Source organism: Flavobacterium sp. A45 (genome assembly GCF_002001005.1).
Lineage (GTDB): Bacteria > Bacteroidota > Bacteroidia > Flavobacteriales > Flavobacteriaceae > Flavobacterium.
The window spans coordinates 1-18,220 of sequence record NZ_MUNX01000118.1 but is presented as its reverse complement, the minus strand read 5'-3'; the positions used below and the strand labels follow the sequence as shown (position 1 = coordinate 18,220).

13 protein-coding genes are annotated in these 18,220 nt (G+C 39.2%); 5 read left to right on the top strand and 8 right to left on the bottom strand.

Annotated features, from left to right (window positions below; genetic code table 11):
• Window positions 1-9 precede the first annotated feature (9 nt).
• The 3 genes from mobC to B0E44_RS14800 are packed head-to-tail and all read right to left on the bottom strand — an operon-like array spanning window position 10 to window position 3,625.
• Window positions 10-1,992 (bottom strand): conjugal transfer protein MobC, encoded by a 1,983-nt coding sequence (gene mobC / locus B0E44_RS14810; RefSeq protein ID WP_077376922.1) that lies wholly within the window; start codon window positions 1,990-1,992, stop codon window positions 10-12.
• Window positions 1,993-2,009: 17 nt separating this feature from the next.
• Entirely contained in the window at window positions 2,010-3,245 is a 1,236-nt protein-coding gene (locus B0E44_RS14805; protein ID WP_077376881.1) for a relaxase/mobilization nuclease domain-containing protein, read from the bottom strand.
• Window positions 3,230-3,625, bottom strand: coding sequence for a plasmid mobilization relaxosome protein MobC (locus B0E44_RS14800; RefSeq protein WP_371594763.1), 396 nt, complete (start codon window positions 3,623-3,625; stop codon window positions 3,230-3,232). Before B0E44_RS14800 ends, B0E44_RS14805 begins: the two co-directional genes overlap by 16 nt.
• 568 nt (window positions 3,626-4,193) lie before the next feature.
• Here B0E44_RS14800 and B0E44_RS14795 point away from each other — a divergent pair.
• The 3 genes from B0E44_RS14795 to B0E44_RS14785 all read left to right on the top strand — a co-directional run bounded on the left by B0E44_RS14795 (window position 4,194) and on the right by B0E44_RS14785 (window position 6,558).
• Window positions 4,194-4,481, top strand: coding sequence for a hypothetical protein (locus B0E44_RS14795; protein WP_077376878.1), 288 nt, complete (start codon window positions 4,194-4,196; stop codon window positions 4,479-4,481).
• A gap of 225 nt (window positions 4,482-4,706) precedes the next feature.
• Entirely contained in the window at window positions 4,707-6,242 is a 1,536-nt protein-coding gene (locus B0E44_RS14790; protein ID WP_077376875.1) for a MauE/DoxX family redox-associated membrane protein, read from the top strand.
• A 61-nt stretch (window positions 6,243-6,303) separates the two neighbouring features.
• Window positions 6,304-6,558, top strand: coding sequence for a hypothetical protein (locus B0E44_RS14785; RefSeq protein WP_077376872.1), 255 nt, complete (start codon window positions 6,304-6,306; stop codon window positions 6,556-6,558).
• Between the two features lie 218 nt (window positions 6,559-6,776).
• On the opposite strand, the gene B0E44_RS14780 is transcribed toward B0E44_RS14785, so the two are convergent.
• Genes B0E44_RS14780 through B0E44_RS14770 form a run of 3 tightly spaced genes read right to left on the bottom strand, consistent with a single transcriptional unit; the run spans window position 6,777 to window position 13,856 of the window.
• On the bottom strand, window positions 6,777-9,389 hold the full coding sequence (locus B0E44_RS14780; protein ID WP_077376869.1) for a prolyl oligopeptidase family serine peptidase: 2,613 nt from the start codon (window positions 9,387-9,389) through the stop codon (window positions 6,777-6,779).
• Window positions 9,376-10,809: a RagB/SusD family nutrient uptake outer membrane protein gene (locus B0E44_RS14775; RefSeq protein ID WP_254423306.1), complete on the bottom strand. Its 1,434-nt coding sequence runs from the start codon at window positions 10,807-10,809 to the stop codon at window positions 9,376-9,378. Before B0E44_RS14775 ends, B0E44_RS14780 begins: the two co-directional genes overlap by 14 nt.
• A gap of 17 nt (window positions 10,810-10,826) precedes the next feature.
• Window positions 10,827-13,856 carry a SusC/RagA family TonB-linked outer membrane protein gene (locus B0E44_RS14770; protein WP_077376866.1) on the bottom strand — a complete coding sequence of 1,010 codons (3,030 nt, stop codon included), beginning with the start codon at window positions 13,854-13,856 and terminating at the stop codon, window positions 10,827-10,829.
• Between the two features lie 655 nt (window positions 13,857-14,511).
• Here B0E44_RS14770 and B0E44_RS14765 point away from each other — a divergent pair.
• Window positions 14,512-14,733 (top strand): helix-turn-helix domain-containing protein, encoded by a 222-nt coding sequence (locus tag B0E44_RS14765; RefSeq protein WP_077376863.1) that lies wholly within the window; start codon window positions 14,512-14,514, stop codon window positions 14,731-14,733.
• A 552-nt stretch (window positions 14,734-15,285) separates the two neighbouring features.
• Entirely contained in the window at window positions 15,286-15,534 is a 249-nt protein-coding gene (locus tag B0E44_RS14760; RefSeq protein ID WP_077376860.1) for a DUF2007 domain-containing protein, read from the top strand.
• 495 nt (window positions 15,535-16,029) lie between these two features.
• On the opposite strand, the gene B0E44_RS14755 is transcribed toward B0E44_RS14760, so the two are convergent.
• Window positions 16,030-16,863, bottom strand: a complete 834-nt coding sequence (locus tag B0E44_RS14755) for a hypothetical protein (RefSeq protein ID WP_077376857.1) — start codon at window positions 16,861-16,863, stop codon at window positions 16,030-16,032.
• A 4-nt stretch (window positions 16,864-16,867) separates the two neighbouring features.
• Window positions 16,868-18,118, bottom strand: a complete 1,251-nt coding sequence (locus B0E44_RS14750) for an AAA family ATPase (RefSeq protein ID WP_077376854.1) — start codon at window positions 18,116-18,118, stop codon at window positions 16,868-16,870.
• Window positions 18,119-18,220: the final 102 nt, after the last annotated feature.

The window sequence follows — 18,220 nt, the reverse complement described above, 5'->3', positions numbered from 1 at the left end:
AAAGCAGAACTATTTCTTTATCACCAAATAGGCCAACCCAGGATCATTGAGTAACCGTTCCATTTCCGAGTGAATAATATCCTGAATATCCTGCTTGATCTGCAGGTAATTTCGTTGTACCATAGCATTGTCCAGTTTACGAATTTCGTCAATATCAATATAATTCTCTTCTTCTTTTTTTAGAGCTTCATGGTCATTGACTATTTCTGAGTGAAACGTTTTTAATTCAATTTTACAATGAGGGTCATCGGCCACCATGCCCACAAATTCTCCTGAGCTTAAACCTGAAATTTTGGAAGGAGGAACGGCTGATTCCAATTGTTTGGAACGGCTTATTGAGGTGTCCCCGCTGTTAATGGAAAGGCTTTGTCTGTCCTGCATTATCTTTCCGAATCGTTCTGATAACTGCTTTGCGGTATCACCGGTTACCTGCCCGCTGACGATATTTCCGGTGATGTTCATAATCACATCTGCCTGCTCTCGGCCATAGTCTTTTCGGAGTTGGCTAAAGTCTTGAATCCCGAGACAAGAAGCCACTTTGTTACTGCGGGCAGTAGCTATTAGGCTGTCCATATTGTTGAGATAAATAGTTGGAAATTCATCAAATATCAGGCTGCTTTTTTGCTTTCCTTTTTGATTTACCTGCTTGACCAAACGGTTTACATATAGCGATAGTACAGCTCCGTATATCTGTATTTTTTGAGGGTTATTCCCCATACAAACAATCTTGGGTTCTAAGGGATTATTGATGTCCAACGTAAAATCATTGCCAGATAAAACATAATAGAGTTGGGGAGAGGAAAGTCTCGCCATGGCTATCTTAGCGGAGGCAATCTGCCCTTCTAGTTGCTCCATCACATCATTGAGATAGGCATTGACAAAAGGATTGATTAGAACCTCTATTTCTTTTTCCGCCCGCAATAATGTGAAGAGACTGTCATAATCCATCTGCATAAGTTCGATAACATGGGGGAGTGTGCAGAACTCTCCGTCTTTGTATTTTCTTAAATACCAGATGATGGCCGAGAGAAAATTTATGGGAGATTCCACAAAGAAATCTCCCTGTTTTTTGATCCATTCTCGGTTCAGTCCCAACAAAATGGTGCGTGCCGATTCAGCAGCATCGGTAATGTCGGTCATTGATGATGGATCTAATGGATTACATCTATGACTGCGGGTTAGATCATCAAAATTGATTACATAAAATTTTGGGGCAATAGGATAAAGGTGTTTGTATTTTAGCCATGTATTGTAGGCAATTTTGGAGAGGTCATCGAATTTAAAATCGTAGATAAACATACTAAAGCCCTTGCGGATGTGCTGGGTGATGACGTGTCGGATAACAAAATAGGATTTACCCGATCCTGGAGTGCCTAGAACCATCAATGCCCGAAAAGGGTTAATGATGTTGATCCAACTGTTTCGCACTTTATCTTTCAAATAATACCGCGCTGGCAGGTTAATGGAATATTCATTTTCCAAGAGCCTTTCTTCCTGTGGGAAAGTTTCGTTTTCTTTATTGAAAATATCTTTGTCGTTGAGTTTGTTGCCAATGATACGCGAAAGCAAAGTGCCTCCCGTGAGTAGAAAAAGATATCCGACTGAAGTAACAAGCATATACAAAATAACTACAGCTGTTATTATTAGATTTAACATCAATAAAAAACAGCTTATCCAATAGATAAACATACCTAGCCCCATATAGAGGAAAGCTGTTTTGTAGTTTAGTTTTTCATCTTTTCGTCCTTTGGACCCCAGCAAGGAAATGATTAAAAAACCAAGGGCAAACAGCTTGGATTTGTAAAAATGATTAAATAATCCGGTCTTGTATATGTTGGCTAATATGCTATTGCTGAATTCGCTCACTAATTCCCAATGCCTAAAAGCGATATATCCATAATAGTAGAAATGAAGCCCCAGAAGCACAATACTTATAAGTCGGGTCATATCTAAAATTTTTCTCAAAGCCTGTTCGTTTTCTCCTGTCTGCATACCCATAATTTCAGTTTTTATTGATTATCGGATTGTCCTTTTCTTTTTCTTTTTTTTCGCCTTTTCTTTAATTGGTTTGGAAGATAATTTCCAACATATTCAATCTGAAGCAGCTCATCGATTAATTTGGCGATTGCATTACTTGATATCGGGATATCCTGTTTCTTTTCCCAAAGTAATTCAGGCGGATAGGATTTCACAGTTCCGCAACGTTCCTGTATGGCTTTGGCCGAGTATTCCTTACCCAGAGCACTACCGTTAAAAACACATTTTGTGGTATGATCCACATAGGTAATACCATAGAAAATCCCTTGGTCATTGGTTCTTAAAACGATGTTTATGCCTTGCTTTTCCAATGTTTTTGTAAGCTCGCCCAGAGTTGGTTTATTATTTAATAAAGCCAAGTCGATAAGGTTTTTTATTCGTTTAGCGTGTGTGGGTGATTTAATTCTGTTTGCCCTAAATTTTGCATATAAAAATTTCAAGGTCGGTTTAAAGTAAAAATCACTTGCTTTAATTGGAACGCCAACGGGCTTACCCTGTGCGTCCAGTATTCGATACACAAGGCCATTTGTTTTAAATATTCGTGAATTTTCACTGCCTCTGTCAGCGTAAACATTGTATTGTCGTAATACGGCATTGAGTTCGGGAAGACTTGCATAGGAGTAGGAAGAAAGCACTGCTCCCAATACGTTGGCAATGGCCTTTTTGGACTGGATTTGTCCATACTGAATTTTACCCATACTAATGGGCAACAGTTCAGTATCTTTCTTTTTTTGACCTGCCTCAGCTCTAACCAGTCCAAATGATTTTTCAATTTCTTTCCGGGCCGTTTCAGACTGGTTTTTTCCAATATTCTGCGTGTCTATTCGCTTACCGTCCGCTTTGACCTTTATTGAAACAATGTGGATGTGGGGATGCCCTGCATCATGATGTTGATAGACCAGATAGGGCTGTGAACCAAAACCTATTTTAGTCATATATGACTTTGCAATTTCGTTAAGTTTTTCTTTTGGCAATCCAGTTTCTGAAGGATCAAAATTTAGTGAAATATGCACGCTGTTTCGGGTTACATTTTCATTGAGTTCCAACTGCTTTTGAAGAAAGTTTAATTTAAAAACGCTACTCATTTGATCTAAATCCATTGGGTAATTTCCTTCGCCAATACATTGTGCGTTACCGAGTGAAACCTTGTTTTCATTGTAATTAAAAATGCTCCGTATTGAATGTCCTGTCTTTATGATTGCAACCATTTTTCACAGAGATTTTGAATGTGTTTTTTAATCAGTTCTATGGAATTAAACAGTACCTTTTTTTCCAATTCCTGAGTGATGATCCAGTGTTTAAATTCCTGAATTTGGGTGAGGGTATGGAGTTTTTTTACAGCTTGGTTAAAGTTGTTTCCAATGGCGTTTAGCTCGCATCTAAGCTGTATTAATTCGAGTATTAATTCATCGAGTGATTCATTGCGATATTTCTTTACAATGGGTTTCTGCAAAAGATTTTTTCTTGCAAAATCACTTATTTTTGGGCAGGTTGATTTCTTAAAGCGGTTGTGCAGTACTTCGTATTCCTCTGTTGTCAATCGCAGATGCAGCCATCTGGTTCTGTTTTTGCTTTGCTCTTCCATCATCTTTCTTTTTCATTTTTTGCAAACTATTTCCTTTCAGTGTCACTGCCCACGAGTTCCGAGTAAAGGGGCAGCAAGATATCGGTTGTGATACAACCGGACATCTTGCCGATTGCAGGAACGTGGCAATCTTTCAGTCATTTTAAACAATTTTGGTCTTTTAAGTATTCTTCAAAAACAAATTCCTTGTCGATTTTAATAAATTCACTTTAAAGCTATTTTTTAGATTCAAATACTCAAGGAAAGGGCACGCTAACTATTTTGAGGCTATTGATGCCAACAATCAGAATCCAATACCCCGATCAATTAAATGGATACAAGCGTGCTCTTTCTAAAGGAAAGCCCAATTCTAAAGAAACAAAGTCCTGACCGTTTTTGGGAAGGTTTTTGTTGCTGTCTTCAATGAGTAGAAGTGTCTCTAACAATCACTATGGAGTACTTAAACCTATATGTAATGCTAAGATAAGTAAGCCTTTCGATTCCAGTCCATCATGGATATATTTTGCCTAGGATAAGCTCGAAACGGCTTTATATCTTTACATTATAAAACATTAATTTAAAAGTGAAAATTATGATTACAACAAATGATGTGGCCAGGGTTTTTGATACCGTTTTGAGTATCCCTGGGATGAATGAGGTAGTGAAGATTGATTTGAAAATTTCACGAAAAAATGTATTGCTATTGAACCATGTAATTGAACGCGGGCTGGAACTGGAAAGTGATACTCCGGGTTTGCTGGGGAGCTTGTCTGAAGACGGTTTATCAGAGCTAAGAAATGTTTCCGAGGAATGTCTCCAAAAAGCAGGTCTCGTGGAATTAAACCAAAAGCTCACAACGCTAAGTGAGGCATGTAAATAGCTTTAGTGTTTTCAAAAATTAAAGAGGTGTCTGCTATATAAATGTTATACAGCAGATACCTTTTTTATTTTTCCCCCTAAAATGATGAAATGGCTTATTTCTGAAAACTATTGGCTCGATTTTGATACTCCTTTTTGGAAATAACCCGTCTAAATTTGTTTCTGTTTTTATTGAGATTAATTTCTTGTTTTTTAAAGATTCAGTAACAAGTAAACTTTCAGGATTATGAAAAAGCAGCTCAATTATAAAAGAATTTTTATTGAAATTGTATGTCTGCTGTATATTCTGCTATTCGTTTATGCTGCATGCAGCAAAGTATTGGACTTTCAAAATTTTCAGGTTCAGTTAGGACAGTCACCATTATTAACTGCTTTTGCAGGCTGGATTTCAGTTCTGGTTCCCTCCATTGAATTACTGATCTGTATCCTGCTTATGATTCCAAAAAGCCGGCTTGCCGGATTATTTCTGTCTTATGGATTAATGATTTTATTTTCAGCCTATATTTTTATAATCCTTCATTATTCTTCTTATGTGCCGTGCTCATGCGGAGGGGTTTTGGAAAAGCTTAATTGGAATCAGCACTTACTATTCAACCTCATTTTTGTTCTCCTGGCAGTTGTCGCCATTTTATTTTATATAACCGATAACAGAATTAAAAATTTAAAAATAAGAACAATAATAGCACTATTTTTTACTATTACTTTAAGTAGTATTGTTTTAGTAATTGTATTGTTTCAAATCTCTGAAAATATTGTTCATTATCATAACAGGCTCACTAGGCGATTCCCGCATACTCTAATTCATAAAATTGCCAGTCTGGATCTAAAATTGAATTCATTTTATATCGCAGGAGTGGACGATGATAAAATTTATCTGGGCAATACCACGACGCCATTACTGATCACGGTGCTTAACGACAGACTGATTCAGACTAACAAAAAATTTATCCATCTGGATCGTAAAGATTTACCTTTTCAAGGAGTCAAAATCAGTATGCAGTCACCTTATTTTTTTGTCACAGACGGGACAGTTCCCTGTATTTACAGAGGGCTTGTCAAAGATTGGAAAGCCAGATTGATGCGTAAAGGAGGTGAATATTTTGGCACAGCCAAAGCAATGGATTCAACGTCGGTCGCTGCCTGCACTTACAGCTCCATTACAGGCGAAGGTATACTGGGCATTATCCCTGTTGGTAAAAATACCAGCACGATATTAAATCCTGCCATTCTGCAAAAGCAGGCTGATGGAGCCTTCGACACTGACGGGCAATTGCATTACAGTGCTGGCTTGCAGAAAATCATATTTCTGTATGCTTACCGCAATCAGTTTACAGTTGCGAACCGGAATTTAAAAATTGAATACAGAGGTAACACTATTGACACTATCTCGCGTGCCAGATTAAGTATCGTCAGGGTAAAGAGCCATAAGCAGCGAAAATTCTCCAAACCACCATTATTTGTCAATAAAAGCAGTGCTGTGTTTAATAATCTGCTGTTTGTAAATTCAGCCATTCCCGGACGATTTGAAGAGGATAACCTCTGGAAATTTGCCAGTATCATTGACGTGTATGACTACAAAAAGAGAAGCTATCTGTTCAGCTTCTGCATCTACCATATTGATGGAAAAAAAATGAAAAACTTTGTAGTGGAGGAGGATAAACTGTATGCCCTTATCGGTGACCATATTGTCTTATATCATCTGGATAAAAAAATTACTGCCAGTTATATAAAAAAAAATGAAAACAATCTATTGGCCAAGTAGCAGGGGTCAGATCGAAAACCTGTAAAAAAGAGTAGATCAGTAACTTTAAATTTTTAGTATTATGAGAACGAATGTAATTAAAATCGTTTTGCCAATGGCAGTGGTTGCACTGGGATTGGTTAGTGCCGCCGGCACAAGTTCACTGGATAAAAAATTTGCCCCTAAGATGGGGTACAATAGAATTAACGTTTCGCAAAGCTGTAGTGCTGTTGCTGAATGTGGCAATGCTGGAGGAGATGCCTGTACGGCACCAGATGGTAATGCACTATTTCAGCAAGGAGCCTGTCTTGTTCCACTGACTAAGAATTACCAATAATTAAAGACAAGGAACAAAAAAGGATACCTCCACTTAAAAACTAAGTGGAGGTATTTTTTTTTTTTTCAATTAAACCATAAAAATAAGCACCACTCTGTAACGCATTTACAAAGAGGGACTTATTTATTAATCATAGCTTACGGATGGTGAGTCTGAGTATGTGTAAACTGCGGTAAATAGCCTGCAGTTTATTTCGCATACAATCAAAGCAGCTATACTCAATTATCACTTTTCATCCATGGCTGGATCCTGCCATTTTTCAGATAGCAGTCAAACCATTGCTGTATGCGTTCAGAGAGGTCTTTCTGATTTTCTTTCTTCAATAAAAAATGGCCTTCTTCGGGATACACCAGCAGGGTGTGGGTTTTGTTAAGACGTCGCAGTGCCATGTAAAATTCCATACTCTGTAGCGGATGCACAGTGGGGTCCTCCTTGCCAGTCCATCCCAGTAAAGGAGTCTTTATAGTTGCGGCCAGTAAAACAGGAGAGTTCTGGAGGTAGCTTTGGGGATCTTCATAAAGTGATTTTCCAATCCGGATCTGATCATCTTCGGCACGGAAATATTCCGGCTTTTTAAAACCGCTGTTGATAAAGAGGTAGCTGCTTACCAGATCCGTCCATCCCGAACCCGAAACAGCAGCGGCAAAACGATCCGTTTGGGAGATGATGAGATCTGCCTCATAGCCTCCAAAAGAATGACCTATAAGTCCTATTTTCCCTGGATCTGCCAAACCTTTTGCAATGACGGCATCCACTGCAGCCAGCACACTTTCTGTTGCCGATGCTGCCACCTTCCCCAGTTCATATGCCATGTCAGGCAGCAGGACCAAATAGCCCTGGGCTGTATAATTGGCGATGCTGAATCCTTGTGGCGAATATAAAGTGGGCGCTTCATAGGTGGTAATGTGCTGGCTCTGACGCTGATAGATATAAACAATCATTGGATAGACAGCCCCTTCAGTATAGCCGGCAGGATAATATAAAAGACCCTGCATGTTTTTACCGTTTACCGTATATTGAATAAGTGCAGCATTACCCCGCCAGAATTTTTGCTGTTGCTTATTGGACTGGAAAATTTCTTTCGGTGACTGCCGATACAGCATCAGTTTGGGAGGCATATCGTAATGCTGCTCAACATAGGTATAAACAGTGCTGTCAGCTGCCTTATACAGCTGCTCTATGCTGGTGTTATTCCAGACGATATCCGAAAGGCCACTTGCAGCATTCCAATGGCAAAACCCTGTCACACCCGAATTTCTATCCTTTATTTCCAATAGCAGTTTATCGGCAGAATCAGGTATTACCTTATCGGATGTCCCTTTACTGTCATACGGACCTGATCCTGCATTTTTGATGCGATAGGTTCTCTTAATTTCCCTGCCGTGTGTTACCCTTTTTTTTACGCTGCCATCCACATTAATCTGCCACAGGTCAAACGCATCATAAGCAATAATAGATTTACCACCTTCGCTCCAGCCCCCAATCCCATAAGGATAAGAGTCTTCAGGCATGTCTGAGTCCTCTTTGAAAAAAGAATCCGGCAGCCCCGTAGTGATATTGGTATGGGTATCCTTCTTAATATCATAGATCCATAAGTCCCCGTCTTTGGCGTAACAGAGATGCAGGCCGTCGCGAGACGCGGCAGGAATCATGCGGGAGGAATACTTTTCCAAAATACATTTTCTTTTTCCTGTCTGCAGATCCACTATATAAAGGTCAAAAGGGCCATTGTCTTTGCTCTGAGGCTCATAGGCAGCAGGGTCATATATAAAAGCATGGGTAGAAGCTCCATTTACAAATCCAGCTGGCAGCCTGCTGTCGGTAATCTGCAGCAATGTATTTTCTTCTGGCGACCATACGGCCATTTTATTTTCATTTGACAAATCCCCCAGATACTTTTTATAATCAAACAGCAATCGGTCCTGAGTGTTCCATATTTCAACTGCTTTTAGGTCAATGGGCCTGCTGATATCCTTGCTTTCCGCAAGCCAGAAAAACACCCTGCGGCCATCATCGGATAGGGTCAGCCGATGGGTCAGCTCATCTGAAATGGTCATGCCCGAAGGAAACCCTTGCTGTCTGGCCGGATCCAATTGATGCAGTATGTCCTGGTCAATCGCATAGCTCAGCAGCAGCGGATGATCAGTAACAGTCTGAACAAAAGCTATCGTATTTTTTTTATAGGCAAAGTTCTGGAACGGAAAAGTGCTATTGCTTACAATTGTTCTTTTGGCAATAGCCTTATCTAATTGTATATAGCCTACAGAATGTTTTTCCGCTGTCCTTGTGCTGTACACGATTACTTTACAATCAGGATCAAAATACCACTGAGTTACATCAGAAATCCGTTCCAGAGTCTTGCTGTTATTGTCCTGAATTTCGAGTGTATAAATACCGGCAGCCTGCTTTTTGAGCATCGCTAAATACTTTTGATTTTTTGAGAAAAAAAATTGATAAATGCCAGCAGTTTTGATACATGTTCCAGAATTTAAATCCTGCTGCACCAAGGTGTCACCAGTTATACAGGCAAACTGATTTTCACCATTAAATATCCCGTCAGATACTTTTGGAAAAGGGTAGGTCATGCCCCCTGTAGTGCTCCGTACAAAAAGAGTGTCCTCTTTAGAATCATACTGAAGGGTGTAGCTTACCCAATTGCCATGGTCTGATATTTTTTTTATGTAAAGCTTGCTCCACAAAGCATAATCTTCCTTGGTCAGAAACCTTTTTTGGCCGTCTTGTCCCCAGACAGGGGGACAGGTCATCAGCCAAAAAATAAGGAAGCAGGCCTTGAAGCAAAAACGGTTACAGCCTCTTTTAATATCCTGCATTTTGCGGTAGCAGATTAGTGTTAAGCAGTAATTCTGATTCAGGAATCGGAAGCAGGCGGTCGGTTGCACTCCATTGGGGTTTTAGCGGTGATAAAACCTCATTGAGCTTTTCTGTTCTTTTTAGATCAAAAAAACGATGCCCGAATTCGGTAAAAAATTCAAGGCGGCGTTCCTGCATAACAGCCGCAATAATTTCATCCGCTGTTAGGGCATCTGTATTGCCCAGTCCAGCCAGATTTCTGGTTTTATTCAAATCTTCTTTAGCCCCAATGAGATCGCCGGCATGAGCACGCGCTTCTGCCCGGATCAGGTACTGCTCCGCTAGCCGGAGTACTACAGAATATTCTGCTGAAATGCCGGTATTAAACTTCTGCTTGTACTTGTAGGCATGATACCATGTGGAGCCGCTATTGGAAACGGTTCTTATCCAATGACTTTTCCTCAGGTCATCATTGGAGAAGGCATTCATAAGATTTTCAGTAATAGCAACAGATGGTGGTGGACCCAGAATAAAGATGAATGTCCCGCCTTCATAGGTATTGGCTCCATCCGTGGCAGGCATCAGCTGCCAGATAGCCGAAAGGCTGTCTTTGCCAAATACATCATCAAGGCCTGTCGGCCACTGGTACAGCTCCGTTTGATTTAAAACAGCCGAGGCTGCATTCGAGGCCTCATCCCATTGCCCCATATACAGACATACTCTTGCCAGCATGGCCTGTGCAGCCCATTTGTTAGGACGTACCCGTCCTTCACCAATATACTGTTCTGGCAGCAGTGTAACTGCCTGCTCTAGGTCTGCCTTAATGCGGTCATAGACTTCGGGGGCCGCTAAACGCTGCACGCTGGTATTCTGGCGGTAATCTGTACTGGTGATATAAGGCACAGCGCCAAAGCAGCTGGTCAGATAGAAATGGAGCAGTGCCCGTACAAAAAGGGCTTCGCCTGTTAACTGCTCCTTGTCTATCGCCGATAAGCCGGCAGATTTGGCAGCACCTTCCGCTACAGCATTGGCAGCATAGATCTGACTGTAGCTGGCAGTCCACATTTTAGTAATTTCGGGGTCAGAGGCCAATAGCGTATTGCTGTAAAAATTGGACGCCGCTGTACCCGAAAGGCCGTAATAATCCAATTCATCGGCATACAGTCCAAGTTGGCAGGAAAGCCCCGGAGAATAGCCTGTCAATAGGCCTCGATCTCTTATTTTTGAATAAATATCCACCATAGCTGCGTTAGCAGTGCCTTTGTCTTCAAAAACATCGGGAGCCGTTAATTGTGACGAAGGCAGAGGTACTTCTGTAAAACTATCGCAAGAGGCGGCTGCTGTCAACAGTGTGATTATTAACAGCAATACAGGAATAGTGATGAAATGTGTTTTTGGCTGCATCAAATAGAGGAAGCTGGATTTTATGTGTTTTTTCATGATAGTATTCTTTATAATTAAAAAGTAAGCTGTACACCCGTAGTCACTATCCGCAGTGGAGGCAGATAGCCTGTGTATTTAAATTCCGGATCCATGCCCTTGTATGGACTCATGGTAAACAGGTTCTGACCCTGCAGGTTCAGCTTGCAGCTGAAATTTTTCGTCCAGCTTTTCGGCACGTCATACGATAGGGCTATGTTCTTCAATCGGATATAGGAGGCATCGCCAATAGCCGCATCACTCTGAAAAAACTGGGTGCTGGCAGCACGCAGTGCGCCATTCGCGGCACTATAAGCCTGATAAGGCCCAGTATCGCCAGGCTGCTGCCAATGTTCCGTTACGCCGGCAGCCTGATTCACCATCGTGCCGGGCATAGAGGTTCTGTAGTTTTCATTATAGTTTGATTGCTTGACAAACTGGAATAGGAAATCCAGCTGCAGACTGCCATGACGGAACTGGTTTTCCAAGCCGCCATAGTATTCCGGACTCAGATACCGGATTGTTTTTTTATCATCAGCGGCAGAGAGGATTCCATCCCCATTGACATCTTTAAACTGGTACGCTCCAGTAGCGGCATTGAGTCCCGTGTACTGGTAGACCTTGACAATATTAAGGGGCTGTCCAATTACATACTGCTCTTTATAGGTCGAGGTTTCCAGTCCGGGAAAAGACAATAATTTATTTTCCAGATCAGTGAGGTTAAAGCTGGCGGTCCAGCCGAAATTTTCCTGCTTGACAATCACGGCTCTCAGGCTCAATTCCAGCCCGCTGTTTTCTACCTCTGCATCCAGATTCGCCTGCATAGAGCTGAATCCCGTAGTGCCAGGAAGCGGAATGCCAACCAGCTGATTGGACGAGCGGTTACGGAACCAGCCCGCAGTTGCAGATAGACGGTCATTAAGGAATCCAGCTTCTAGCGCAAACTCCAGCTTTCTGTTGGTTTCCCAGCCAAAATCTGGATTGAACAATCTAGTGGGCTGCATTCCTGCTATACCCTGATAAGTAAATCCCGAGCTGCTGTAGGTATCCAGATACTGATAATCGCCAATCTGGTCATTGCCCGTAGTTCCGTAGCTTGCCCGCAGTTTTCCAAAACTTAAAAAAGGCACATGGGTTTTAATAAATGTTTCTTCACCAAAAAGCCAGGCGGCACCCACAGCACCAAAGCTGGCAAACTGCCTGCCAGGGCCAAAACGGCTCGATCCGTCACGTCTTCCCGTTAAGTTCATCAGGTATTTCCCCCGCCAGTTAAAGTTAACTCTAGCAAAAAATGCTTGATATTTATACAGGTTTTTATCACTGCTTTCAATCTGGTACACCGCTGCCGAAGCCGGGTTTTCCATCTGGCTGTTGCTGGCAAAGCCCTGTGATGAGCTTACCAGCTGGCTGCTTTGCTGCTGCTGGAAAGTGCCTCCGGCAAGTGCTTCAATCTTGCTTGTGCCGCGGCTGTAATTCCAGCTCAGCTGTGGCTCAATAATCCACGAATTGCGGTCTATAGTATTGGCATATGCATAAGTGCTTTCGCTTCCCATTCCATAGGCTGGATTATAAATGTCCGAGGGCAGCAGGTTCTTCTGTTCCTGTCTCAGATCAGTATAGCCCAAGCTGCTTTTAGCAGTAAACCCTAAGCCCAGATCATACGAAAGCAGGGCATTGGTAATAAAATCAGAAGTTTCGCTTTTGATTTCCCCCTCCAGATAAGCGGCTGGATTGTCAAATGTGCCATCTGCCCAGTTAATGTTTCCATCCGCATCATATAATGGTGGGGCATTCGGCGGCAGGGTGATCGCATTGCGGGTAATATCAAGGATTGGCAGACCACTGGACTGCACTGTATAGCCGGCTGTAAAATTAATCCTGAATTTTTTGTTCTCCGATTCATGGGTAACACTGGCATGTCCATTGGCTCTTGCGTAATCAAAATCTCCGGGAAAAACAGTTGTTTCTTTGTTATAGCTGCCGCTAAGCAGGAATTGCGTCTGTGCCGATCCGCCAGAGACGGACGTCTGCAGGTTCGTATAGGTGGCTGTACCGCCCAAAAGCTCTTGCTGCCAGTTGGCATTACGGTTCGGATCCCAGGTGCCGTTTACATCATAGGCATTGCTGGGATAGGAGGTCACGCCATCGTTGGCAAAGGCTTCCTTTCGCATGGCAAGATACTGCTGGGTATTCATCAAGTCCATGAAGCGGGTAACCTGACCCAAGCCGTATTGATAGTTAACCATAAAGGCGGTTTTTCCTATCTTGCCTTTTTTGGTGGTAATGAGCACTACGCCATTAGCCCCGCGGGAGCCATAGATTGCGGTAGCATCAGCATCCTTTAGAACTTCGATACTGGCAATATCTCCTGGATTGATGCTGTTGAGCGGATTGGTTCTGCTGGGCAGATTTCCAGAGGTAAAGCTGCTGCCAATATCCTGCGAGGAGTAGGGAACGCCATCAATAATATACAGCGGATTATTGCCATTCTCCCGCAGGCTGTTGCGTCCTCGGATTTCAACACTGAAACCGCCGCCGGGCATACCCGTATTCTGTGTGATATTGACACCAGCCATACGCCCCTGCATTGTGGCGAGCACATTAGAGACAGGCTGTTTCTCAATGTCCTTGGAGGTTATTTTGGAAATGCTTCCCGTGCGTTCGCTGTTCTTAACAGAATAGTACCCTGCATTGATCTTGACCTCTTGGAGTTTAGTCTCGCTTTCCTGCAGGCTGATATTGATGGTGCTGCGTCCCTGCACAGGAACCGTCACGGTTCTGTATCCGATGTAGGAAAAAATTAAAATGTCATCTGTTGAGGCAGAAAGGGTGTAATGACCATTATAGTCGGTTACTGTGGCATTGGATTTTCCTTTTATGGATATGCTTACTCCGGCTAAGGGATTGCTTCCATCGGTGACAGTGCCCTGTATTTGATGCTGTTGAGTAGAGGCAAGGCTTTGCCTAATGGAATTATTGGCTAGAACAGGTGAAATAGACAGTAAGGTTCCCATTAAAAACAGGAAACAAAAAGCCTTTCCACCCCTTGTAAATGAAAAATTATTCATAATATTGGGTTGGTTAAGTGAAACGTTAGTTTATTTAGCTACGGTCCTCTATACAAGTTTTGCCGGCGAGTTAGAGGGCCATTTTTTATTGTATTGTTTTTTGGGTTATGTCATAGGCACAATTTTTAAGTTGTAAATCGGGTTTTTTCGTCTTGTTTATTGTTTCTTTCTTCTGTTTTCTCATTTTAAAAACAAGCCTGTACCGAAACACCAATTCAAATAAGAATCAGTACAAGCATTGTTTAAAGAGGTTTTATATCATAGGCAACTTTATTAATTAATACTAATTTTTGAATCAATAATGAAATAATGGTATTGCGAAACTGATAAATGAAGTAATGACGCTAAGAATAGAAGTTGAGTTTTGCTAAAATATAGGCATAAAAAATGGCATGGAACTCAGCTTATCATATCAGAGGTACTGGTATACCGGGGAACAATAAGTGAGCCCACGCCATAGGACGTGAGCATCGTACTTATCTTCTCGTTCCTATAAAATTACCAGTTTTCTGATACGAGATTCTAAGCGAATGCTTCAATGTTTTGTTTGAAGAATCGCAAATTTATGTATTTCATTACAAATATAAGAAAATATTTTAAAACGCGGAGTTTGCTCCGAATTATTTTTCCTATTTAATAGTTCATTTGCATTACAATGATAGAAATTAATCGTAAAATAGTCGATTTTATAGCACATGAATGGATTAGCCAGGCTAAATCCCAAAGGTCTTTTGCTTTAGATCACGGAATTGACGAAAAGACTGTTCGAAGTATTAAAAATGATGTGAACTATAGAATTAGTTTAGAAACAATTATTAAAATTTGTGAAACTAAAAATATTAAACTTTCAGAGTTTTTTAAATTGATAGATAATTAAAGATAAATGAAAAAAAATAAAGTTTGATCTGAATCAAATACCACTATGAAAAAGATGCTTAAAAAGCATCTTTTTTTATTTTATAACATATTTGTCAATTCGGGACTAGCTGATGTATCATAAAAGAGCATCTTTCAATACGTTCTATATTTGAAGTATGGAATGGTATGAAATAATTATAGTGATTGTGATTATCCTAATGGGAGCTTATATTATGAGGGAAAATATATAAGTTTAGGAAGGATTATTTTTCTGGGTTTAATGATCGTTGGAGAACTAGACGAAAGAAATGATGAAAGATGCTGATGAGGCATCTATTTATTCGTACTATTTTTCGTTATATTACGGTAAACCATAATGCATGATTAAAAGTATTTTGTATGTTTGGTATAGTGTAGAAAAAAAACGAAAAAAACCTTCGTATATACATCTACCATTTTGGTAGATAGGAGGAAGTTTGTTTCGCATATATACTAGTTTGGTAGCATAACCGAGAAAATCGGAGAAAATGAAGAAATATTGTAAAAGAACAAACTTATAAAAATAAAAAATATGACTGATTTATTTAGTGGAACATACTTTGAAGCGATGAATATTAGAAATTTATTAGAAAACGAAAATATTGAAGTTTTTACCCAAAATGAGAATATGTCAAGTATTGAACCTTGGGCGGTAACTTCTGGAGGTTTTAATCCTGTAATATTAAAAGTTAGAAATGAAGATTTTGAAAATGCAAAAAAAATAATAGAAGATTACGAAAGTGGAAACTTAAATTTAAACATAAATGAAATTGAGAAATAAATAAAAGGCTCATTTTGAAAAGTTTAAATCTTAAACTAACCTTTTTGTTGAAATACTTTGTCGAAAATGGAAATTTTAGCTGAACTGTATGTGGAAAAAATTTGTGTAAATGTAGAATCGTTTAGCAGAACTAAACATAAAACACAACTCTAAAAACAATTGGAAACGGATAAAGTTTGCGGATAAAGTTACGCTACCTAACACACGCTACAAGCAGGGCTTCCGCTGTGTGGAAATATCTCGTTCAAATATTCTGATTTTTACGAAACATCTGTTCCTTTCAACCCCATTAAATTGATACTTATAGGGTTCTGCGAACCTTTTTTATAGCAAACAGCCTCTTGACAAAAATCCTCAATATAAAGAACGTCCTTCTAACATTTTTCTATAACACGAAAGTAGATTTACTTTAATTATTTTCCTAATAATTTTGCATTATACCAATAAAAAAAGCTCTCGTATTCGAGAGCTTAATTAGTCTTTTATATTAAATAATTATAATATGGTGTTGAAATATCTGTTCATTCCAGCAAAATTATATCTGCTCGAAAGCATATAATCTATTTGTTCCTGAACTTCTCTTTTGACAATAGGATCATGAATGGCTGGAATTGACAATTTAAAAGCTCTAAAATTTTTATAAACAGAATATCTCAAGCTTTTTAATTCTATACGATTTATTCCATAAAAATCCTCAGCAGCTTTTACATAAACTGAATAATCATTTCTTCTGGGAATAATTTTCACCTCTTGAGTAACATCGTCTGCTTCGTAAGCGAAGTAGGTTTCCGGATTGTCAAAATATGGATTTAATAACAATGCTTGTTCTCTTAAATGTTCATCAGTATATCTTTGAAGTGTATAATTTAATGCTATATCAATTGGATCGGGCGAGATATTCCCCGCAAGCAGATTAATTTCTGCGTCTGTACTAATATCAATTAGTAAAGGAGAAGGATACAAATTAGCACCTCTAATTGGAAAATTATCACTTTTATAAGTTTGATTACAGATCTGGCAGGCAAATAAATAGTTATCATAAGTGTAGGCTAACCACCAGTAAATACTCTTTGGTCTATAATGTTCGACATCTCCATGTGCTACAACATCAGTGTTTGCTTCACAATATGCACATTTTCCAAAACTTTCTTTTTTTAACTGTGTCTTTGCCGTTTTCCAAAAAGCACTTTTAAATAAAATTGGTTTGGAATTGTCATTTAAAAAAGATCTTCGAGCCTGCATTAATTCTTTATCTCTCTCTCGTTTATCAGCACCTCTGTACTTAGCGTGTATTGCTCCAGCAGTTCTTAGTCGTTCTAAAGATATCATAAAACTATACCTTAATTTTTAATTTCTCCTCAATCTTTTCAAGCAGTTCTAATTCTTTCGAACTTGAAGTTTGCAGATTTCTCTGAGGTAAATCTTTTAATTTACTTTTAACAATCTTCATTGTTTTTTTTTCCGTTTCATTTAAAGAATTCCCTTTAGATTTTAAAGCCTCGTATTCCTTTTTAACATTCTGTACTTCATAACTTTCATCTGTTTCCAATCCGAAAACAGGAGTCATAAGTAATTGATTAATTAATAATGATTTCGGAGAACCTATGAACGGTATAATTTCAACAATATTAGAATCATTTCTTTTTAAAGCAAATAATTCTCCCGTATCTGCTTGTTGTGCAGTAAGAGGAGAATGTGTAGTGGCAACAACTTGAAAATTTGGAAGTTTATTACCTATAAAGTCCAATAACTTTCTCTGCCATTTAGGATGCAGATGCAGGTCTAATTCATCTATCAATAAAAGCCCTCTTGATTCTAACGGCTTACTATAATTTCTAAAAGCTTCAGTAACCCTAAAAAGCAAATCTCCTATCCAAGCAGCCATATTTTGATATCCGTCGCTTAATTCATCAAGCGAAATTAATCCATCAACAGTCTCAAACATTACTTGTTTTTTATCCTTATCTATAGAATGAAATATAATTCCAGGCAAAAAGTCATGCAATGCTTCTTTTACCAAATTAATTCCTTCTTCTCCGGAACGATAATCCAGCTCAATGATCCATGCAGTTAAAGGGTTTAAAGTTGAAGAATTATCAAATAAGTTTCTAACGTTCATAGAACGTGCATCTCTGCTTTTTTCAAAATTAGAAAACACTTCGTTTGATAATCTTCTACTTGCACCATACGCAACAATAAAATAGTTTCTATTAGCATTCTCAATAGCACTATCTATTAAATATAAAGATTCCTTATTGTTTGAAATAACTTTTGAAAGATTATCACCTCTTTCAAATTTCAACGAAATATAGCGCTCTTCACCTTTTTTTGTTTCTATTATTGCTGTAATTGTACAACTAGTTTCACCAAGTTTTATCCAAGAATCAATATTTCCTAAAAGTTCTCCTAGAGCATTACTTCCTGAGGTAACTAAAGCTATAGCTTTTAGAACATTACTTTTCCCCGTTCCATTTTCTCCTAAAATCAAAGTCCATTTTCTATTGGTCGTCTTAGTCTTTTCAAAAGATAAACTAATATCAGAAAGACATTTAAAATTTGCAAGTTTTATTTCTTTTAGAAACATGATTTCTTATTGTAAAATTATTAACCAAATTTACTATTTTTTTTATTGTAAATATTTTTAATATATATTTACTTCCTACTACTTTCTTTTAAAGAGGAAAAA